Source organism: Clostridium sp. AM34-11AC (assembly GCF_003435375.1).
In the GTDB taxonomy this organism is placed as follows: Bacteria; Bacillota; Clostridia; order Lachnospirales; family Lachnospiraceae; genus Pilosibacter; species Pilosibacter fragilis.
In genome coordinates, this window is record NZ_QWGL01000008.1 from 27,177 (window position 1) to 47,212 (window position 20,036).

Genomic DNA, 20,036 nt, shown 5'->3' on the forward strand with positions numbered 1-20,036 from the left:
TATATGGGTATAGTAAATATTTACATTCACGGATTACCAATAACACTCTGACGAAACAGAAATAACTTGAAGGAGGGCATGTGAATGAAAAAAAGAACAGCAGCGAGATCGATGGCAGCCGTTGTCGGAGCAGCAATGGTGCTGACAGCGTGCGGAGGCGGAAACAATGCGGCGGCAACGACCGCGGCGGCAGGCGGCAGTGAGACTCAGGCGACAGCGGAAAGCTCCGGAGGCGGAAATATCACAAAGACAGATATCGTCTTTGCCCAGGCCTCTGACGTCGTGACCCTGGATCCGGCAGGACAGCAGGATACCACATCATCTGTACTTATGAAACATGTGTACAGTACCTTGATGGATATCGATGATGATGGCAACCTTGTTCCGGATCTGGCAGAGAGCTACGAGATGAAGAGTGATACGGAATATACCTTCACCCTGAGACAGGACGCATGCTTCTCCGATGGCACGCCGGTTACAGCGAAGGATGTAAAGTTTACATTTGACCGCGCGAAGGATATGCCGAAGACGAAATCCAATACCTCCAAGATCGAGGAGGTTATCGCGGACGACGATCACCATGTTACCTTCAAGCTGACACAGCCGTATGCAGCTTTTAAGACGATCATTACAAACAGCAACTTAAGCATCGTCTCCGAGGCAGCGGTCACAGCGGCGGGAGAGTCCTACGGTGATGTTGACAATATTCTCGGATCCGGTGAGTTCACAGTTACCGAGTGGGTTCCGAATGATCACTACACCCTTGCAAGAAACGAAAAATATTGGGGTGAGATGCCGATCACGACAACGATCACCTGCCGTGTGATCCCGGAGGGAAGCGCCCGCGCCATTGCCCTTGAGGCAGGAGAGGTCGATCTTGTATGGAACGTTGACGCGACAGACTGTGCGAACATCGAGGCAAATCCGGATGTGACGCTGTTGAGCCAGACGTCTTCTTCCATCGAATATCTCGGTATGAATACGACAAAAGAGAAATTCAAGGATGTGAGAGTCAGACAGGCGATCAATTACGCGCTGGATAAACAGACATTTGTTGATACGATCATTGAGGGTCGTGGAACTGTAGCAAACAGCTACATCAACTCGATGATCCCGGGCTGGACCGACGAGGTGGAAGCTTATCCGTATGATCCGGCGAAGGCGAAGGAGCTTCTTGCGGAAGCCGGCTATCCGAACGGATTCGAATGCAAGATCTATGTAAACGGCGACGTTCGTACCCGTTCCGCCCAGATCATTCAGGCCCAGCTTGCAGAGGTTGGAATCACGGTTGATATCTCTACCTATGAGTGGGGCGCTCTTCTCGATTCCTTAAATGCAGGTGAGCATGAGATGTTCCTCCTCGGATGGTCGAATTCAAGCTTCGACGCGGATGGAAGTACTTACCAGTTATTCTATTCCGGAAACCATGGAGCAACCGGTAACCGTGCATTCTTAACTGATGATAAAGTCGATGAGCTGATCATCAACGCGCAGAAAGAGAGTGACGACACCAAGCGTATGGAGTTATACAAAGAGCTTCAGGTATATCTCCATGAGATCTCCCCGTGGTGTCCGTTATACTACAAAAATGACAATGTCGGTGTCCGCGCAGACTTAAAGGGATTCAAGCTTCACAAGGGCGCAACGCACTACCTTGGCAACTGCCACTATGAAGATTGATAATATTTAAAATGTGAAAGACGGGGGCAGACATGAAGGTGTCTGCCCCCTTTTCAACGACACGCAACCGTGCGAAGACGCAGATCGCCGCAAGCGGCCACACGGGATGCCCGGAGGTGTAAGAACCCATTCTTTGAAAATTATACAAAAAATACTGGAAATGCATGGAATGTTCGGTTATAATGTCACTATCATGTATAGTACGATGTATAGTGAATTATAACTATTCAGAGAATTCGCTGATAAAATAGGGATAGGGCTGAATAGTAAAACAGGAGGAGATGAGCATGGGAATTCTCGAAGAAGTAAACGCAAGCTATGAAAAACTCAGCCCGGTTCAGAAAAGGATCGCGGATTTTATCTTCAAATATCCGGATCAAGTCTGCTTTTACTCCCTGAAAGAGCTTTCAGAGACATTGGGTGTGACGGAGGTGACCATATTAAGGTTCACAAAGAAGATTGGGGCCCAGAGCTTCGTGGAGATGAAGAATCGTCTGCGGGAACATTTACAGACGAGACTGGTCCATGGGGACGGTTTAAACAGGATCGCGGACCATGTGGGCGGGATCCGGTTCGGTGATCACGACAAGGAGGAGATGTTTCAGGAGTTCGTCGCGAACGAGAAGAATGTGATCGCGAAGACCTTTGAACAGGTCTCCTTAAAGGATATCCTCTCCGCAGTGGCCATCATCAGGCAGTCCCGGAAGATCTATGTGGTGGGAAGCGAGCTGGTGACAGGAATCTGTGCCTACACGACGAGAAGACTCCTGACATTGGGGCTGGAGGCGCTCGATCTCTCGAATCTGAGCCGGGCTCTCTACAATAATTACCTGGCCCACGCTACGCCTGAGGACTGCGCGATCATCTTTTCTGTACCCGGATACGCGAAACATATCGTGAATACCGCAAGATATCTCGATAAGAAAAAGATCCCGCAGATCGCCGTCACGGATCAGAGAACTTCACCGATCGCGGCCTACGGAACGACCGTTTTTACCTGCAATAACCACGACCTGTTCTTTTATAACTCCGTGATGGGATATATGTCTGTGGCGAACGCCCTGATATATTTCGCCGCCATGGATAACCCGGAGGAGACGAATAAACGCCGTGGGCGCCTCTCGGAAGTGAGAAGTGCGATCGGCAGCACCGACTTCGTTAAAGACGGTTTATAGGCAGCGGATCTTCGAAAGGGACAACCTATCAGTATAATAGGAGTACAGTAAATACAATACAAAAAAGATCACAATAATTTGTGAAAATTGCTAAATTAACCCCTTGTAAATTGAAAATTATTGACAAATATGTTCAATACTGTTATCATTGCTTCATGAGAACGAACTAAGTACTGCATGACGAGTATAGTGAATACTGACATATGTTACCGTTATGAAGTGCGACCGCTGTGGGGAGCGGTAGAAAAAAACAGGAGGAATTTGTGAATGAAAAGAAGGGGTATTGCAAGAACAACAGCAATGGCAATGGCAGCAGCTATGATCCTTACAGCCTGCGGAGGTGGAAACACTGATCAGTCTACAAACGCACCGGCGGGCGGCAGCGCGCAGACAACTACCGATAACGGCGGAAGCGGCGAGATCACAAAGACAGATATCGTTGTGGCTATGGGCGCAGATGTTGTCACACTGGATCCGGCAGGACAGCAGGATACCACATCCGGAGTACTGATCCATCACGTATACAGCACACTGATGGATATCGACGATGACGGTAACCTTGTTCCTGATCTGGCTGAGAGCTATGAGATGAAGAGTGATACAGAGTATACCTTCAAGCTCCGTGAGGATGCATGCTTCTCAGACGGAACACCGGTAACAGCGAAGGATGTAAAGTTTACGTATGACCGTGCGAAGGATATGCCGAAGACAAAGTCCAATACTTCAAAGATCGCAGAGGTTATCGCTGACGATGATTACCACGTAACCTTCAAACTCACACAGCCATACGCAGCGTTCAAGACAATCGTTACCCAGACAAACTTAAGTATCGTTTCTGAGGCAGCTGTCACAGCAGCAGGCGATGCTTACGGCGATGTGGAGAATGTACTCGGATCCGGTGAGTTCACGGTTACGGAGTGGGTTCCGAACGATCACTACACCCTCACAAAAAACGAAAAATACTGGGGTACAGAACCGATCGCAACTTCCATTACTGTCCGCGTAATCCCGGAGGGAAGTGCAAGAACGATCGCTCTTGAGGCAGGAGAAGTCGATCTTGTATGGAACGTTGACCCGACAGACTGTGCGAATGTGGAAGCAAACTCCGACGTAGCGCTTCTTTCCCAGCCGTCTTCTTCCATTGAGTATCTCGGAATGAATACGACAAAAGAGAAGTTCTCCGACGAGAGAGTCCGTCAGGCAGTCAACTACGCGCTGGATAAACAGACCTTCGTTGATACGATCATTGAGGGACGCGGTACTGTGGCAAACAGCTATATCAACTCCACGATCCCGGGCTGGTCTGAAGAGGAGGAAGCTTATCCGTACGATCCGGAAAAGGCAAAAGAGCTCCTTGCGGAAGCAGGTTATCCGAATGGATTTGAGTGCAGTCTCTATGTAAACGGTGACGTTCGTACACGTTCCGCGCAGATCGTTCAGGCACAGCTCGCTGAAGTTGGAATCACCGTTGATATTTCTACCTATGAGTGGGGCGCATTGCTTGATTCCTTAAATGCAGGTGATCACGAGATGTTCATCCTCGGATGGTCCAACACAAGCTTTGACGCAGACGGAAGCACCTACCAGTTATTCTACTCTGAGAACCATGGTGCAACCGGCAACCGTGCATTCTTAACAGATGAGAAGGTCGACGAACTCATTATCGCCGCTCAGGAGGAAAGCGATGATACCAAGCGTATGGGACTCTACAAGGAGCTTCAGGATCGTCTCCACGAGATCTCCCCGTGGTGCCCGTTATACTACAAATACGATAACGTCGGTGTCCGCGCAGACTTAAAGGGCTTCAAGCTTCACAAAGGCGCACAGCATTACCTTGGCAACTGCCATTACGAAAAATAATATCTGATCCCCAAAAAGGACAGAGTCCATGCAAAGACAGGGTACGGATCACGAAAGGGATCCGTACCTATTTCCAGAATCCGGTGAAAGCCCGGAAAACATTCCAGAAACCCTGAGACAAGGATCCGGAACTTCGGCCCGATAGACGGGTTTCGGAAACACAAAAAAACAGCCGCGGGATGCGGTAGATTGGATGGTGTGCATGAGCAAATATGTGTTAAAGAGACTTGCGATGCTGATCCCGGTATTGATCGGCGTGACATTCATGGTTTATTTCATCTTAAGCCTTTCGCCAGGTGATACAGCAGCGATGATCGCAGGTGAGTCGGCAGACGCAGAGACGATCGAAGCGACAAGAAAAGACCTCGGACTTGACCAGCCGGTTATCGTTCAGTACGGAAAATATATGTTGAACCTTCTTCACGGCGATATGGGTAAATCCTACAAGACAAAACGTGATGTTTTCCCGACGATCATGGCTGCATTCCCGAATACAGCAAAGCTTGCGTTCTGGTCAATCCTGGTGGCAGTAGCCATCGCGCTTCCGATCGGTATCATCAGTGCCACGAGGCAGTACAGTATGATCGATAATGTGGGTATGGTCGCCGCCCTATTGGGTGTCGCGACGCCAAACTTCTGGCTGGGCCTGATGCTCATTATCGTATTCTCCTTAAACCTTGGATGGCTTCCATCCGGCGGTATGGGATCCTGGAAGAACTACATTATGCCGGCGATCACCCTTGGTACCGGCGACGCAGCGCTGATCTGCCGTATGACGCGTTCCTCCATGCTTGAGGTCATCCGTCAGGATTATATCCGTACCGCGAGAGCGAAGGGTGTGCCGGAGAAAATGGTGATCCGGAAACACGCATTAAAGAATGCACTGATCCCGGTCGTTACCGTTATCGGCCTTCAGTTCGGTTCCCTTCTTGGCGGCGCGACTCTTACCGAGACCGTATTTGCATGGCCTGGCGTTGGCCGTCTCCTGGTAGACTCCATCAAGAGTAAAGATGCCCCGTTAGTCCTCGGCGGCGTTATCATGATGACCATTACCTTCAGTATCGTAAACCTTTGCGTGGACATTCTCTACGCTTTCATTGATCCGCGTATCAAAGCGCAGTATAAGAAAAAATAAGGAGGAAAGCGTATGGGAACATCAAAGAATCAGGAAGCGGCATCCGGCGCGGCTGTAAAGAAGCGCGGTCAGTTTAAAGAGATCTGGCGCCGCTTAAAAAAGAATAAAATGGCAATGATCGGTCTTGGAATCGTCGCTCTCCTCGTACTGATCTCTATCTTTGCGGATTTCCTGTTCGATTACAATACCGTTGTTATCAAACAGAACACAGCTATCCGTCTCCAGACCCCGAGCGCGGCTCACTGGCTCGGAACAGATGAGTTCGGACGTGATATTCTGGCACGTCTCGTTCACGGATCAAGAGTATCCTTAAGCGTCGGCGTTGTAGCCGTATCCATCGCACTTCTGATCGGCGGATCCTTAGGAGCGATCGCAGGCTTCTACGGCGGAAAGATCGATAACGTGATCATGCGTATCATGGATATCTTCCTTGCAGTGCCGAGCCTTCTTCTTTCCATCACGATTGTATCCGCACTTGGACCGAGCATCTTCAACTTAATGCTTGCCATCGCGATCTCTTCCGTGCCTGGCTACGCGCGAATCGTCCGGGCTTCCGTCCTTACCGTAAAGGATCAGGAATTTGTAGAGGCGGCGAAATGTATCGGAGCAAACAACTTCGAGATCATTTCCTCCCATATTCTCCCGAACTGTATGGCACCGATCATCGTTCAGGTATCTTTAAAGGTTGCATCCGCGATCCTTTCCACATCCGGTTTAAGCTTCCTGGGCCTCGGCGTAAAGGCTCCGACACCGGAGTGGGGCGCAATGCTTTCCGGCGGACGTGCTTACTTAAGAAACGCTCCGCACCTGACCGTATTCCCGGGTATTGCGATCATCATTACGATCCTTTCCCTGAACCTGTTAGGCGATGGTCTTCGTGATGCGTTAGACCCGAAACTGAAGAAGTAGGGAGGACAAAATATTGGAAGATAACAAAAACTTAATTCTTGATATTAAGGATCTTGTGATCCATTATGAGACCGATGACGGCGTTGTAGAGGCGGTAAACGGCATCGATATCCAGTTAGAGCACGGAAAAACATTAGGACTGGTAGGAGAGACCGGATCCGGAAAGACAACAACCGCTCTTTCAATCCTGCGTCTCGTTCCGGACCCGCCGGGAGTTATTAAAAACGGTTCCATCTTTCTTGACGGAAAAGATATCTTAAATATGCCGCAGAAGGAGCTGGAGGCGATCCGTGGAAATACCGTTTCCATGATCTTCCAGGATCCGATGACATCCTTAAACCCGGTGCTCACCGTCGGTGACCAGATCGCCGAGGTTATCAAGCTCCATGATAAGATCAGTGAGAAAGAGGCTGAACAGAAAGCCGGCGATATGCTGGAAGTGGTAGGTATCCCGAGAGAACGTTTCGGCGAGTATCCGCACCAGTTCTCCGGTGGTATGAAGCAGCGTGTCGTGATCGCTATGGCTCTTGCCTGCAACCCGAAGCTCCTTCTTGCCGATGAGCCGACAACCGCTCTCGATGTGACAATTCAGGCACAGGTTCTCGAGACGATGAAGGATTTAAGAAAGAAATTTGGATCCGCGATGATCATGATCACCCATGATCTGGGAATTATCGCAGAGGTCTGTGATGAGGTCTCCGTTGTATATGCCGGACAGATCGTTGAGCATGGAACTCTGGAAGATATCTTCAACCATACCATGCACCCATACACAGAAGGTCTTTTCGGTTCTCTTCCGAACATTGAGGACCGCAAGGCGAGACTTCAGCCGATTCCGGGCCTGATGCCGGATCCGACAAACCTTCCGAAAGGCTGCCCGTTCTCCCCGAGATGTAAGTACTGCACAGAAGCGTGCAAAAAAGACAGACCGGAAAAGAAGTGGGCGAGCGATACGCATTATGTGCGCTGCGTCCGCTACGAAGAGCCGGGATTTTCCATTGAAAGGAGTGAGCAGTAATGGCAGATACGATCCTTGAAGTAAAACACCTGAAAAAATATTTCAACACTCCAAAGGGACTGCTCCATGCGGTCGATGACGTGAACTTCACTCTGGAACGTGGAAAGACCCTCGGTATCGTAGGTGAGTCCGGATGCGGTAAGTCCACCACAGGACGTTCGATCTTACGTCTCATCGAGCCGACCTCCGGTGAGGTCATCTTCGACGGTGAGGATGTATGTAAAAAGAATAAAAATGAACTCCGTCTCTTAAGACGTGACATGCAGTTGATCTTTCAGGACCCGTACGCGTCCCTTGACCCGAGAAAAACAGTCAGTGAGATCATTGCTGAGCCGTTAAAGCTCCAGAAGCTTATTACGGACCCGAAAGCCCGTATGGACCGTGTGCGTGAGCTGATGCAGGTCGTAGGTCTTGCGGACCGCCTGATCAATACATATCCGCATGAGCTTGACGGCGGCCGCCGCCAGCGTATCGGTATCGCGAGAGCGCTTGCGATGAAACCGAAGCTTATTGTATGCGACGAGCCGGTTTCTGCCCTTGACGTATCCATTCAGGCACAGATCTTAAACCTGATGCAGGATCTTCAGGAACAGATGGGATTGACCTATATCTTCATCACACACGACCTTTCCGTTGTCAACCACTTTGCGGATGATATCGCGGTTATGTATCTTGGACAGCTCATCGAGAAAGCTCCGTCTGAACAGCTTTTCGATAAGCCGACTCATCCGTATACACAGGCTCTGCTCTCTGCAATTCCGGTACCAAGCCTGAAAAAGAAGAGAGAGCGTATCATCTTAAAGGGTGAGATCACTTCCCCGATCAACCCGAAGCCAGGCTGCCGTTTTGCTGCCCGCTGTCCGTATGCGACAGACCGTTGCAGAAGCGAGGAACCGGTACTCCGCGAGATCGAACCGAATCATTTCGTGGCATGCCATCTGACGGAAGGCAAATAAGGAGACATTCGTATGCCCCCGCCGGTATTCTGGCGGGGGTATTTTGTGTAATAGGAAATGCCGACAGAAATGGATGCAGTGGATGCTGTGCAGGGCTGTGAGGGCAGCTTCTTTTGTAAGCATAATAAATTTGACAGGGAAATGATCCTGCGATAAAACTACATATATAAAAAGGAAAGAGAGGACCTGGAACCATGAAACAGATCGATATCAGAGACTTTACAAATTATCATTATCCCACGATCTTTACCCCGGCACCGGATGGAAAGCACGCGGTGATGGCGGTGGTGGATGCCAGCGAGAAGGACAACTGCTATGAGTCCTGCTTATGGCTCTATGATATGGAGACAAAGAAAACGTCCAGACTGACGAGCGGAAAGAAAGAGCGCACGTTTATCTGGATGGATTCCGAGACGGTCCTTTTTATTGCGGACCGCGAGAAGACATATCAGGAAAAAGCGAAGAACGAGGAGGACTGGACCTGCTTCTATACCTTAAATATCCACGGCGGTGAAGCGCAGTTTGCGTTCGCTGTTCCATATAAGGCAGTGAAGATGAAAAAGGCCGGAAAGAAACTTGTCCTCACGGTAAAATATGATTACAATAAACCGGATCTCTCCCATATGGAAGAGGGCGAGGAGAAGAAGGCCTCTCTCAAGGCCTGGAAGGAAGAGAAAGATTACGAAGTATTCGATGAGCTTCCGTTCTGGGCGAACGGTCAGGGAATCGTAAACAAGAAGAGAACGAGACTGGCGGTTTACGATCCGGATAATGGTTCCTGCGAGATCGTGACACCGGATTATGAGAATGTTGAGGCTTCCTGGGTAGAGGGAGACGATACAATCCTCTATGTTTCCAGTCTTTATACCGACAAGAAGGATGTTTACCAGGGATTAAAGCAGTATACGGTCTCCACCGGTGAGCTTGAGACGCTTGTGGAGCAGAAGGATATGAGCATCGACTACGCGTGCATCCTGAAAGGCAAAGTGACCTTCTTCGGTTCCTACATGAAGGAATACGGTTTCAACGAGAATGACAAGCTGTATACAGTAGAGGACGGCAAAGTGGAGCTTCTTTCCGATTACGATGACAGCGTCCACAACTCCATCTGCTGTGACTGCAAGTTCGCGGACGGTGTCTCCGCAGTTCATGACGAGGATAAGATCTACTTTATCGCTACATTAAGAAAACAGAGTGTGATCCGCACCTTTGATGCCAAGGGACATATGGAGACGATCCTGGACCGCCAGGGAAGCGTCCACACACTGGCGAAGTCCGGCGATACCATTTACTTTACAGGAATGCGTGATATGGGGCTCACCGAGTGCTACGCCTTTGACGGAAAAGAGGAGACGAAGCTCACTTCCTTTAACGACGCGGTGATGGCGGAGAGAAGTGTTTGCCCGGTTGAGGAGTTTATCTTTACATATAAAGATCTGGAGCTGGACGGCTATGTGATCAAACCGGTGAACTTCGACCCGAATAAGACATATCCTGGTATCTTAACGATCCATGGCGGCCCGCGGGCAACCTTTGGACCGACCTTCTTCCACGAGAGTGAGGTATTCGCGAATGCCGGATACTTTGTATTCTTTACAAACCCGTTAGGAAGCGACGGACGCGGAAATGAGTTCGCTGACATTACCGGAAAGCACGGCGGAATCGACTTTGAATGCTGCATGGCACTCACAGATGAGGTATTGAAGCGCTATCCGCAGGTTGACGAGAAGCACCTGGGCGTTATGGGCGGAAGCTACGGCGGATTTATGACAAACTGGGTGATCGGAAACACCACGCGATTCGCAGCGGCCTGCTCCCAGAGAAGTATCTCCAACTGGGTATCCAAGTGCATGACCACCGATATTGGCTATTACTTCAATATGGATCAGATCAAGGCAGATCCGTGGAACAGCCAGGAGAAGATGTGGCAGCACTCACCGCTCAAATACGCGAACATGGCGAAAACTCCGACCCTCTTTATCCAGTCAGACGAAGACTACCGCTGCTGGATGGGCGACGCGATCCAGATGTTCTCCGCGTTAAAATACTTCGGCGTTGAAGCCCGCATGTGCCTCTTCCATGGCGAGAACCACGAACTCTCAAGAAGCGGTAAACCGAAACACAGAATCCGCAGAATGACGGAGATGATGGAGTGGTTTGATAAGTATTTGAAGTAAAGAGAAGGCAGGGCGCGGCAGCACCTGCAGACTAAAGATATAAGAAGTTCCCCGGCTGGCAGCAGAAATGCGGCTGACCGGGGGATTTTTGTGGCAAAACTTCGTCAGTATGCATTTTTCGGTGACAAGCGGTGTAAAGTATGGTACTATACATATAAGCGTGGGTCTTTTTGACCTATGTGCGGAATTTGATTTTAAAAGGAGATTTTTGCATGCGAAAACGCTTATATGCGATATTTCTTGCGCTGACAGCGGCGATCGGAATTTCCGGCGGAACGGTGTTTGGTGCGGCAAAAACTACCCAGGTAGATACAATCACATTGGAGACACAGACGGCAGATGACGAGGTTGCGGTGGATCTTGGATGGAAGACTCAGCAGGACAAGGGACGCTGGATCGACAAGATGGGAATCGCAGATGATGTGAACAGCCTGGTTCTGATCATAAATAATATAGAAGATGATACCGACACGGTAAAGACAAATACAGGAAATGGTTCCAGCGATAAAGTTGTAAAAGTGAAAAGAAAACAGCTGCCGGGGAATTCGAGAATGCTCTACCTCTCCAGAACGGAAAACGGGGTTTGGCAGGAGAATTTCTCTGTCAACTGTTATATTTCCGGCGCACAGGGAGAAGATTCCGATATTTACGGCGTTTACCGCCTGGAGAGCACCTTTGGAAACGAAAATGATCCGGGAAGTCTTGTCCCGTATCATAAACTGACATCGGACGATTACTGGATCACAGATCCGGAAGCGGATGGATTCGGTGTTATCACCGCAAAGAAGCCGTCTGGCTTGTTGTCGAACCAGTATGTGAATCTGGAGGAGATGCGAGCGTTCTCAAACTTTGGCATGATCCTGAAACCGGAGGAAGGTTCTGAAGGATACCCGGCTCTTGTGGTCAACTGCCAGCAATCCGGCGCAAAGAATAAGTCTTTCTGCGGGATTCAGCTTGCCCAGTCCTATGTGAGAATGCTGATTCAGTCTATGGATTCCGGAACGAGAATCATGATTGCCGGTGAGGTGGAAGAACTGGAAGGAATGTAAAAGTAAGGTGAAAGATTCCCCGCGGGGAGTCTTTCACTATTTTTTAAATTTATTGTCAAAGAAGGAAAAACTAGCATAGAGGTGGATTTCTGATGAAGATATGGAAAAGGCTTTTAATGGCTGTATGTCTCTGTGCGATCTGGTCATTTACCGCATTGGCGGCAGAGAGCGATCCGGTGAAGATCGAACGTGTAAAGCTGAAATTTGAGTCGTTTCGTCCGAAAGATGGATATGTGAAGATCACGAATCTTGGAACCGGATATTCTGTGGGAGATTGCGAGATTATCAACGACAGTGATACCGACAACTGGAATTCTTCCTACTGTGCCCGCCTCCAGATCGAACTGACGGCTGATGACGGTTAAGAATTCCGCAAAAAAGGAAAATCGTATTTTGACCTTAAAGGTTCCGATTTTTACCGTTATGAGTCCAGCGATTACGACGATAAAGAAGTGATCTGGCTCTGCGTGGATATGGCTCCGCTAAACCGCAGCATCTGTGTTCCATTAGACCCTGTGTGGACTGCGGATGGAACCGCGAAGTGGACTGTGGCATATAAGGCGGAATCTGGTACCGGTTTGACAAAGGTGGATATATGATCACCGGCTGGTATCAGGATGCAGGCACAGGCAGATGGTATTATCTCGACGCCTCCGGAGCGATGGTGACAGGAGAGCGGAAGATAGATGGAACGACGTACCGTTTCGCAGAGGGACCTGCGGATATGGCCGGAGTTATGCTTCAGTAAAACGAAATTTAAAAGATCCCTGGAATCACACACACTGGTGACGAAATTCCAGGGATCTTTTTGACTATATGCACCTGATGGCTTTGCCCGCAGCAGACTTTTCAAAATTTTGCTGGAACAGGATACGCCTTATTTTGGCGGGAACTGTCCGGCAAGGCGACGGATCATTTCTGCCTTCTTTCTGCCATCCGGCGACAGATTTTCTGTCAGGATGGAAAAGAGCAGATCCCGCTCCTCGCTGGAAAAAACCAGATTGGACTGCCGCATCTTCCTGTGCAGATCTAAAAATAGATTCATTCTTTGAGCTTCTGGGGCTGCGGCCAGTTCATCGGCGAAGGAAGCCAGTAAAGCGATCTTTTTCGCATCCATGTGATGGAGCCGCGGATCTGATTTCCAGGATCTTTCCTGATCATGTTGTTCCATGGGCAGATCCTCCTGGGGCAAAACTCTGCATGACTAACTGCAGGGTTTCGTATTGTGCCTGCATATCCGGGGGAAAAATGGAAAACAGCTGTTCCGGAGTGAGCCCGGAACCGGATCGTCCGCGGCGGCTGGCAAGAAAGCGAGAGATCATATCGATGGTATCCTGTTCCGCCTTATTTGCATATGGGCGGACTGCACTCAGCATATCTTCGACGGATGGGTTCGGGGACTCCAGGGAACATACGCTCATCATCCCGTCATCGTTCTCCCGGAAAAATTCCATGGTGTGCATCATCTCCCTGGCACGGATGAACATGGAGAGAGACCGCTGCCGTCTGATATCCAGATAGGGAAGAGCGGCCTTCATCATCTGTAAGTGATGATCACCTGTGGCATAGTCCAGGTCGGTCAGCTTTAAATCTTTTTCACTCATATTGGGACCTCCTGCATGTGACAATATATGAGAGGACCGGCGGATTCATGCGAAAAATGCACGGAAAAGAGGACAGGGGAATAAAATATAGGGAAAGGGGCTCCAGCCCAGGGAGGAGAAAACGTGGGAAGACTTGTCATAGATGGAAATGCTGTCTACGAGATCGATGAGGAGTGCGAGAGGAGAAAAAAGGAAAACAGACCTCAGAAAGGAGAAAATACAGAGAGAACGAACAGAAAGGGCGGCCGTTAGCCGCCCCGCAGTCTTTTGAGATGCCGATTCGGTCAGCAGCCGAAACCGCATCCATTTCCCCATCCGCCGCAGCAGCAGAGAAGGAGAATGATCCAGATACAGCTGTTGTCGCAGCCGTTGCCGCATCCGCATCCACCGCCGTTATGTCCGTATCCGCCGCAGCAGCACAGGAGCAGGATGATCCAGATCATGTTGTTGCCGCATCCGCCGCATCCTGATGCCGGAGCATCGCATCCACATCCACAGTTTGTAGCAGCTAAATCACTCATGTTAATTCCTCCGGAATTATCTTTACACTTCCAGTATATGCATCATGGCATGTCAGACTTTCACTCTGAAGATGAAAAATGTTGCAGTTCATTCCCGGCAGAAGCAGTTGCTGAAGGAAAAATTCTATATGGACCGAACGTGAGTGTACTTTTGCTGCTTCATGTGGTATGATGGGAAAGTGAAAAGTCAGCAAAGATACCCGCAGCAATTTTTATAAGAGATGGGAAGAAAGTATGAAAAACACGATGACGATCCAGCAGCTTTCTGTCTATATAAATGGAAAGGATCGGACAGTGCCGGCTGGAGCTATCTGAACGCGGACGGCTATGCGGCGACAGGATGGTTTGAAATTGGAGACCAGTGGTACTTTTCAGATGAAAATGGCAGCCTGCTGACCAACACGGTGACTCCGGATGGATATCGTGTGGACGGCAGCGGTGCCTGGGTACACTAGCAGAAATATAAGAGGAGAAACGAATTATGAAAAAATTATTCTATGATTCCGCATATATCCGCACATTCGAGGCGAAAGTACTTTCCTGCGAAAAAGGGAAAAAGGGATATGAGGTGGCTCTGGACCAGACCGCATTCTATCCGGAAGGCGGCGGACAGCCATATGATACAGGAATTCTTGGCGGAGCGCATGTAACGGCAGTCCATGATGTAAAGGGAGAGATCGTCCACTATACGGATGCGCCGCTTGCGGTCGGTGAGACTGTGACAGGTGAGATCAACTGGGACAGAAGATACCAGAATATGCAGGGACATTCTGGCGAACATCTTGTGTCCGGGCTGATTCACGCGAAGTATGGGTATGACAATGTGGGATTCCATATGGGGACTGAGGAGATCACCATCGATCTCAATGGCCTGTTAGAGTGGGAAGATCTCATGGAGATTGAGAAGAAGGCAAACAGAATTATCTGGGAAGATCGGGAGATATATGCGGGATTCCCGTCTGCTGAGGAACTTGCCCATATGGATTATCGGAGCAAAAAAGAACTCACCGGTGCTATCCGTATCGTCAGCATCCCTGGCGGTGATACCTGTGCCTGCTGTGGTACCCATGTGAAGACGACGGGGGAGATCGGACTTGTAAAGTTCCTGACCATGATCCACTACAAGGGCGGCGTGAGAATTTCCCTGCTCTGTGGTGAGGCTGCAGTTATGGATTATGAGAAAAAGAGAGAAGAGCTTCAGAAGATCTCTGTTCTTTTATCCGCAAAGGCTGGAAAGACTGCGGATGCTGTGGAAAAGGTAAAAAATGAGCTGACGATGACGCAGGCAAAGTGCTCGGAGATGTCAAGAAAACTCATGAAGATCTATGCGGATCAGTTAAACGGTGGAAATAGCAAGATCTGCTGGATAGAAGACGGACTCGATATGACGGAACTCCGCCATTTTGTGAATTTCGCGCTGGAAGGTAAGAAGGGGGGGATTGTCCTCGCTCTGTCAGAAAGTGTGAATGGGGGATTCTCTTATGTTCTGGGGAGCCAGAGCGAGGATATGCGCGCTCTCTCGAAGGAATTAAATGGGGAACTCTCCGGGAGAGGCGGGGGCAGCAGCCAGATGGCACAGGGAACTTTCTTCGCAAGGAAGGAAGAATTGCTCTCCAGTCTGGCCGCCAGAGGGTTTGTTATGGCCGACTAGCGGCGGGCTAAACCTGCCGCTGCCTTTTGGCGCGGTGGGGACAGCTTTATTGTGATCTGCTTAGCAGCCCTGAACCATGTACTGGATCAGGCGCTTGGAATCTTCATCGTTGTGAGTGGTGAGGCTTAACTCCTTGATACTGCCGTTAGAAAATACGGTAGCCATTGAGAAGTACTGGCTGAGCTTGGATTTTAAGTTTACGCTTCCGCCCTCCGGAAGACTTAACTCAACAGCGCCGTCACACTGGTTGATGACTTTGAAAAATGTATCAAGATTGGAAATGTTTCTCATTTTTAATTTCATAATTCGTTACCTCCTTAAAAGGTGATTGTAACTGGCTGTAACTTCTTAGTGCCATTGCCTGTGAAAGCTGTCTCCGACAGTTCTCCGGGCGGATACATGGCAGCTGTTACGAATCCTGTTTTCATTCCAGTTACGCTTGTTTTGCTTTGTCACTTCGTTTTTCTTTTAACGATTTGAATTCTACCAGATGGGTAAGGAAAAAACAATCGACGGAATAGATAAAATTTTAACAATCTAAACTGGATTTTTATGGAATTTATGGGAAAGATCTGGCGGAGGCAGGGCGGACTGTCGAAAATGTACCAAAAACCGGGAAAGGATCGAAAAAAATGGCATATTTTCCATTGTTTGTGGACCTTGAGGGGCGGCAAGTGCTTGTAGTCGGCGGCGGAAAGATCGCGATGAGGAGGGTGCGGACGCTTTTGGAGTTCGGGTGCGAGATCACTGTTGTATCTCCGGAAGTATGTGAGGAACTGCGGGAAAAGGTTCTCTGGAAGAAAAAACGATATGATGAGACGGACCTTGAAAGTCTGGGAAATGTGGGAGAAGCTTCTCGATTTGTATTTGTTCTTGCAGCAGCAGCCCCGGAGGTAAATGAAAAGATAGTCTGTGACTGCCGCAAAAAAAAGATCCCGGTAAACAATGCGTCAAACCGGGATCAATGTGATTTTTATTTTCCGGGAATCGCGAAAGACGGCGATACGGTTGTCGGAATAACTTCCGGCGGGGGAGATCATAGGCTGGCGGCGAAGATCTCTGCGGCGGTACGGCAAATATTGAGAACAATAGCTGTTTAGCTTCTGCCCACTCCAGCCATGAACATAGAAAGTTTGATATCATCCAGGTAAAGCGCCGAAACCCGAAGCCCACCGCGACCGGAACCGATCTCGATATCGGGTTTTGCGGCACCGTGAAAGTCAGAGCCGCCAGTGAGGGCGAGGGAGTATTTTTTTGCGAGTTTGCGGAGCTTTCCGCTCTCATCCTGATTATTGGAAGAGTGGAAACACTCGAGACCGCGGAGACCATGGTCAGTGAGCATGGAGACGAGTTCCTCCGTGCCGGCCCAGCCGAGCTTATACTGGAGCGGATGGGCGAGAACCGGGAAACCGCCGGAGCCGAGAAGTGTCGCGAGAACTTCCTCCGGGGTGATAAGTTCCCTGGAGCGGTAATATGGGCGGTCCGGGTTTAAATATTTTTTAAAAGCCTGGTCAACGGAAGTTACATATCCGTTCTTTAAGAGCGCTCTCGCAAAATGAGCACGGGTGATGACGGTTCCGGGATTTCCGCAGAGGAGATCTTCCTCAGTGATCTCAAATCCATCCTTATTAAATGCGGCCAACATTTCCATATTGCGGTCATAGCGTTTTCTGGACGCTTCCTTTAGAAAGGAGAGCAGCTTCGGATCCTTATGATCAATGTAGAGCCCCAGGATATGGATCTCTTTTCCTTTATAGATACAAGAGACCTCAATTCCCGGGATGACCTCCATGTCAAGATCTTTTGCGGCTTCAAGGGCCTCGTCGATTCCTGCGACGGTATCATGGTCCGTGAGGGCCATTGCGGTGAGACCGAGATCGTTGGCGCGGTTTACGACCTCCGTGGGAGTTAAGGAGCCGTCGGAGGCGGTGGAGTGTATGTGAAGATCTATTAATTTCATAATAAATATCCTTTCCGAAATAATTTCCAACTGTTACCTAGTTTAACATATTTGAGACAAAATTGTGAATAAAATTTAAGATTTCTGTTATTCCATTTTCTATAAATTATGCTATACTAGTACCTGCATATCTGCACCCTTGAAATACTGAACTGACGGAGCAGAGAACATCAATGGTTTAAGATAAAAGGTGAGAAGAAATGAGTGACACATACAGAAACAGCAGAGCGGGCGGAAGACGTTCCCGCCAGTCAAGCAGCGCGGACCGCATCATGGCAGTCCAGAATGCGAGAAGCCGGGGAACCGGATCCAGAAGAGGAGGTTCCGGAAGACGGCGCGGAAGACGCCAGGGACCAGATATGGCAAAGATCGTACTGATCGTGATCGGAGTACTGATCTTACTGATCTGTGCGGCAGTGGGCTTCCAGAGCTGCGCGCGGTCCGAAGACGATAAAACCAGCGTGGAAAGTGAATCGGAGACAGAGACGACAGAGCCTGAGACAGAGATGGCAGCGGAGATCACTGTGAACGGAGTCCAGGTCCATGGTCTGACAAAAACAGAGGCGATCAAGAAGGTCCTGGAAGATATGGGCTGGGAGATGAAGGTCTCCTTCGGCGATGAGACCGCGGATCTCCCGAACCTGATGGAAGCGAATGTGGACGCTGTAATCGAAAAAGCATTTGCGAAGAAGGAATCCGGGGATTATACCGTGGAGACTGACGGTCTCGATGACGCGGTTCAGGTGGAAGTAAAAGCGCTTGCCGCAAAATGGGATGTGGAGCCGAAGAATGGATCGATCTCTACTTATGATAAGGCATCCGATAAATTTACATTCGCCGGTGCCCAGGTCGGAAAGAAGATCGACCAGGAGAAGCTGGTATCCGATATCATCTCCGCAATGAAAGCGGGAGAGTACACGAAGACGATCACGGCGACGGCAAATGAAGTCCAGCCGGAGATCACCGAGGCCCAGGCGAGAGAGAACTTCAAGCGCATCGGAACCTACACGACAAAGACGACTACCGACAAAGACCGAAATGAGAATATCCGCCTTGCCTGCGCGGCAATCAACGGAGCGATCATTAAGCCCGGCGAGGAATTCTCCTTTAATAAGATGACGGGAAACCGTACCACGGAAAAAGGCTACAAGCCGGCGGGAGCCTATTCGAACGGTGTTTTGGTGCAGGAGCCGGGCGGTGGTGTCTGCCAGGTATCTTCGACGCTTTATAACGCGGTCGTATTCGCGGGACTTAAGACAACTGAGCGGCATGCCCACACCTATGAGCCGTCCTATGTAACTCCCGGTGAGGATGCAATGGTCAGCTACGACGGCTATGCCGGTCCGGATCTGCGGTTTGTAAACAACTCAAAGACTGCAGTGGGAATCAAGGCGGCATACTCCAACCAGACACTGACGGTATCCATCTACGGAAATCCGATTCTGGAGGACGGCGTGACTGTTTCCATGCATTCTGAGAAGATTAAGGAGCTGGATCCGCCGACACCGACCTACGTCGAGGATCCAACACTGGAGCCGGGTGTAGAGGTCGTTGCGAAAGCGGCAACTCCGGGCAGCAGATGGCAGACAAAGCTGATCACGAAGAAGAACGGACAGGTTGTGAGCGATGTGCTTCTCCACAACAGCACCTACACCGGAAAGGCGGCGACCATCAAGCGCAACACTTCCGGTACTGTGGCAGCGACAGAATCTGCATCTGCCGATGCATCGGCTGCGTCCTCTGAGGCAGCGGGAGAGACAACGGCAGCAGCACCTGCAGAGACAACAGCGGCGGCGACGACGGCACTGGAGACAACAGCTGCGCCGACAACGGCAGTGCCATCCCCGGGCGAGAATTATGGTCCAGGATATGTGAACGAGGCCACGACGGCGGCTGCGGCTGCGGCGGAGACGAACCAGGCACCATCTGACATGGGGCTGATTTCTCCGAATGGGCAGTAAGAGACAGAAGAGGATTTCACTTGCCGGTAAGAGACCGAGTCTGTCACATAGAACGGATTATCCGTGGCTGAAAAAACTGGTCAGCTGAGTGCATGGAAAATTAAATCCTTACTTTATATAAAAAAGTGGTGAACAGGAATAAAATACATTTCCTGGATCGCCACTTTTTATTTAAAGGAAATACATATCAAAATGAAAGGTCTTTATTGATGTATTGGTTTGCCAAAGCTAACTCGGAGCTGAAATATTAGTTTCTTAGAACTAACCAAATAACTATTCTCACAATGCGGATAATATTCCACAATGTGGAAAGATGGTACGGAAATTTTAATATTGTTTATGATTTGGTACATGATTCTGCCGTTTTTGATTTGCATTTT

General features: G+C 49.5%; 21 protein-coding genes. 16 read left to right on the plus strand and 5 right to left on the minus strand.

What is annotated here, in order from left to right:
- The first annotated feature begins 84 nt into the window (after positions 1-84).
- The 11 genes from DW826_RS07005 to DW826_RS07055 all read left to right on the plus strand — a co-directional run bounded on the left by DW826_RS07005 (position 85) and on the right by DW826_RS07055 (position 12,707).
- Positions 85-1,680, plus strand: a complete 1,596-nt coding sequence (locus DW826_RS07005; RefSeq protein WP_117552393.1) for an ABC transporter substrate-binding protein — start codon at positions 85-87, stop codon at positions 1,678-1,680.
- A 287-nt stretch (positions 1,681-1,967) separates the two neighbouring features.
- Complete coding sequence (locus tag DW826_RS07010; RefSeq protein WP_181968015.1) at positions 1,968-2,855, plus strand: MurR/RpiR family transcriptional regulator; 888 nt, start codon at positions 1,968-1,970, stop codon at positions 2,853-2,855.
- Between the two features lie 267 nt (positions 2,856-3,122).
- Positions 3,123-4,715 carry an ABC transporter substrate-binding protein gene (locus DW826_RS07015; RefSeq protein ID WP_117469698.1) on the plus strand — a complete coding sequence of 531 codons (1,593 nt, stop codon included), beginning with the start codon at positions 3,123-3,125 and terminating at the stop codon, positions 4,713-4,715.
- 202 nt (positions 4,716-4,917) lie between these two features.
- Positions 4,918-5,850: a nickel ABC transporter permease gene (gene nikB / locus DW826_RS07020; protein ID WP_015554650.1), complete on the plus strand. Its 933-nt coding sequence runs from the start codon at positions 4,918-4,920 to the stop codon at positions 5,848-5,850.
- A 12-nt stretch (positions 5,851-5,862) separates the two neighbouring features.
- Complete coding sequence (locus DW826_RS07025; protein ID WP_015554649.1) at positions 5,863-6,759, plus strand: ABC transporter permease; 897 nt, start codon at positions 5,863-5,865, stop codon at positions 6,757-6,759.
- 13 nt (positions 6,760-6,772) lie between these two features.
- Complete coding sequence (locus DW826_RS07030; protein WP_117552394.1) at positions 6,773-7,777, plus strand: ABC transporter ATP-binding protein; 1,005 nt, start codon at positions 6,773-6,775, stop codon at positions 7,775-7,777.
- A complete protein-coding gene (locus tag DW826_RS07035; RefSeq protein WP_015554648.1) occupies positions 7,777-8,733 on the plus strand; it encodes a dipeptide ABC transporter ATP-binding protein in 957 nt (318 codons plus the stop codon). Before DW826_RS07030 ends, DW826_RS07035 begins: the two co-directional genes overlap by 1 nt.
- Positions 8,734-8,927: 194 nt before the next feature.
- The gene (locus tag DW826_RS07040; protein WP_117552395.1) at positions 8,928-10,910 is read left to right on the plus strand and encodes a S9 family peptidase; all 1,983 of its coding nucleotides are present in this window, start codon (positions 8,928-8,930) and stop codon (positions 10,908-10,910) included.
- Positions 10,911-11,122: 212 nt separating this feature from the next.
- On the plus strand, positions 11,123-11,959 hold the full coding sequence (locus DW826_RS07045; protein ID WP_015554646.1) for a hypothetical protein: 837 nt from the start codon (positions 11,123-11,125) through the stop codon (positions 11,957-11,959).
- Between the two features lie 92 nt (positions 11,960-12,051).
- Positions 12,052-12,324, plus strand: coding sequence for a hypothetical protein (locus DW826_RS07050; protein WP_147327134.1), 273 nt, complete (start codon positions 12,052-12,054; stop codon positions 12,322-12,324).
- Between the two features lie 200 nt (positions 12,325-12,524).
- On the plus strand, positions 12,525-12,707 hold the full coding sequence (locus DW826_RS07055; protein WP_278286569.1) for a hypothetical protein: 183 nt from the start codon (positions 12,525-12,527) through the stop codon (positions 12,705-12,707).
- Positions 12,708-12,836: 129 nt separating this feature from the next.
- Here DW826_RS07055 and DW826_RS07060 read toward each other — a convergent pair whose 3' ends face one another.
- Positions 12,837-13,130 carry a hypothetical protein gene (locus DW826_RS07060; RefSeq protein WP_117469691.1) on the minus strand — a complete coding sequence of 98 codons (294 nt, stop codon included), beginning with the start codon at positions 13,128-13,130 and terminating at the stop codon, positions 12,837-12,839.
- A complete protein-coding gene (locus tag DW826_RS07065; protein ID WP_117552398.1) occupies positions 13,117-13,563 on the minus strand; it encodes a hypothetical protein in 447 nt (148 codons plus the stop codon). The genes DW826_RS07060 and DW826_RS07065 overlap by 14 nt, the downstream gene beginning before the upstream one ends.
- A 123-nt stretch (positions 13,564-13,686) precedes the next feature.
- Between DW826_RS07065 and DW826_RS18855 the strand changes: the two genes are divergently transcribed.
- Positions 13,687-13,815, plus strand: a complete 129-nt coding sequence (locus DW826_RS18855; RefSeq protein ID WP_278286469.1) for a hypothetical protein — start codon at positions 13,687-13,689, stop codon at positions 13,813-13,815.
- Between the two features lie 32 nt (positions 13,816-13,847).
- Here DW826_RS18855 and DW826_RS07070 read toward each other — a convergent pair whose 3' ends face one another.
- Entirely contained in the window at positions 13,848-14,084 is a 237-nt protein-coding gene (locus DW826_RS07070; protein WP_117469690.1) for a chorion class high-cysteine HCB protein 13, read from the minus strand.
- A 221-nt stretch (positions 14,085-14,305) separates the two neighbouring features.
- On the opposite strand from DW826_RS07070, the gene DW826_RS07075 reads away from it, so the two are divergent.
- Both DW826_RS07075 and DW826_RS07080 read left to right on the plus strand, forming a co-directional pair.
- Positions 14,306-14,539: a cell wall-binding protein gene (locus DW826_RS07075; RefSeq protein WP_015554643.1), complete on the plus strand. Its 234-nt coding sequence runs from the start codon at positions 14,306-14,308 to the stop codon at positions 14,537-14,539.
- Between the two features lie 26 nt (positions 14,540-14,565).
- Positions 14,566-15,735: an alanyl-tRNA editing protein gene (locus tag DW826_RS07080; RefSeq protein ID WP_117552399.1), complete on the plus strand. Its 1,170-nt coding sequence runs from the start codon at positions 14,566-14,568 to the stop codon at positions 15,733-15,735.
- 60 nt (positions 15,736-15,795) lie between these two features.
- Here the strand turns inward: DW826_RS07080 and DW826_RS07085 are convergent, their stop codons facing one another.
- Positions 15,796-16,038, minus strand: coding sequence for a hypothetical protein (locus DW826_RS07085; protein ID WP_015554641.1), 243 nt, complete (start codon positions 16,036-16,038; stop codon positions 15,796-15,798).
- Between the two features lie 329 nt (positions 16,039-16,367).
- Here DW826_RS07085 and DW826_RS07090 point away from each other — a divergent pair, with 329 nt between their 5' ends.
- A complete protein-coding gene (locus tag DW826_RS07090) occupies positions 16,368-16,835 on the plus strand; it encodes a bifunctional precorrin-2 dehydrogenase/sirohydrochlorin ferrochelatase (protein WP_015554640.1) in 468 nt (155 codons plus the stop codon).
- Here the strand turns inward: DW826_RS07090 and DW826_RS07095 are convergent.
- Positions 16,832-17,695 (minus strand): PHP domain-containing protein, encoded by an 864-nt coding sequence (locus tag DW826_RS07095; RefSeq protein ID WP_117469687.1) that lies wholly within the window; start codon positions 17,693-17,695, stop codon positions 16,832-16,834. The genes DW826_RS07090 and DW826_RS07095 overlap by 4 nt on opposite strands.
- Before the next feature lie 200 nt (positions 17,696-17,895).
- Here DW826_RS07095 and DW826_RS07100 point away from each other — a divergent pair, with 200 nt between their 5' ends.
- Positions 17,896-19,656 carry a VanW family protein gene (locus DW826_RS07100; protein WP_117552400.1) on the plus strand — a complete coding sequence of 587 codons (1,761 nt, stop codon included), beginning with the start codon at positions 17,896-17,898 and terminating at the stop codon, positions 19,654-19,656.
- The last annotated feature ends 380 nt before the right edge of the window (positions 19,657-20,036 follow it).

Bases quoted from the DNA above. Each gene is read 5' to 3' on its own strand.
- DW826_RS07005 (WP_117552393.1), top strand. From the start codon at position 85: ATGAAAAAAAGAACAGCAGCGAGATCGATGGCAGCCGTTGTCGGAGCA.
- DW826_RS07010 (WP_181968015.1), top strand. From the start codon at position 1,968: ATGGGAATTCTCGAAGAAGTAAACGCAAGCTATGAAAAACTCAGCCCG.
- DW826_RS07015 (WP_117469698.1), top strand. From the start codon at position 3,123: ATGAAAAGAAGGGGTATTGCAAGAACAACAGCAATGGCAATGGCAGCA.
- nikB (WP_015554650.1), top strand. From the start codon at position 4,918: ATGAGCAAATATGTGTTAAAGAGACTTGCGATGCTGATCCCGGTATTG.
- DW826_RS07025 (WP_015554649.1), top strand. From the start codon at position 5,863: ATGGGAACATCAAAGAATCAGGAAGCGGCATCCGGCGCGGCTGTAAAG.
- DW826_RS07035 (WP_015554648.1), top strand. From the start codon at position 7,777: ATGGCAGATACGATCCTTGAAGTAAAACACCTGAAAAAATATTTCAAC.
- DW826_RS07040 (WP_117552395.1), top strand. From the start codon at position 8,928: ATGAAACAGATCGATATCAGAGACTTTACAAATTATCATTATCCCACG.
- DW826_RS07045 (WP_015554646.1), top strand. From the start codon at position 11,123: ATGCGAAAACGCTTATATGCGATATTTCTTGCGCTGACAGCGGCGATC.
- DW826_RS07050 (WP_147327134.1), top strand. From the start codon at position 12,052: ATGAAGATATGGAAAAGGCTTTTAATGGCTGTATGTCTCTGTGCGATC.
- DW826_RS07060 (WP_117469691.1), bottom strand. From the start codon at position 13,130: ATGGAACAACATGATCAGGAAAGATCCTGGAAATCAGATCCGCGGCTC.
- DW826_RS07065 (WP_117552398.1), bottom strand. From the start codon at position 13,563: ATGAGTGAAAAAGATTTAAAGCTGACCGACCTGGACTATGCCACAGGT.
- DW826_RS07070 (WP_117469690.1), bottom strand. From the start codon at position 14,084: ATGAGTGATTTAGCTGCTACAAACTGTGGATGTGGATGCGATGCTCCG.
- DW826_RS07075 (WP_015554643.1), top strand. From the start codon at position 14,306: ATGGGAAGAAAGTATGAAAAACACGATGACGATCCAGCAGCTTTCTGT.
- DW826_RS07080 (WP_117552399.1), top strand. From the start codon at position 14,566: ATGAAAAAATTATTCTATGATTCCGCATATATCCGCACATTCGAGGCG.
- DW826_RS07085 (WP_015554641.1), bottom strand. From the start codon at position 16,038: ATGAAATTAAAAATGAGAAACATTTCCAATCTTGATACATTTTTCAAA.
- DW826_RS07090 (WP_015554640.1), top strand. From the start codon at position 16,368: ATGGCATATTTTCCATTGTTTGTGGACCTTGAGGGGCGGCAAGTGCTT.
- DW826_RS07095 (WP_117469687.1), bottom strand. From the start codon at position 17,695: ATGAAATTAATAGATCTTCACATACACTCCACCGCCTCCGACGGCTCC.
- DW826_RS07100 (WP_117552400.1), top strand. From the start codon at position 17,896: ATGAGTGACACATACAGAAACAGCAGAGCGGGCGGAAGACGTTCCCGC.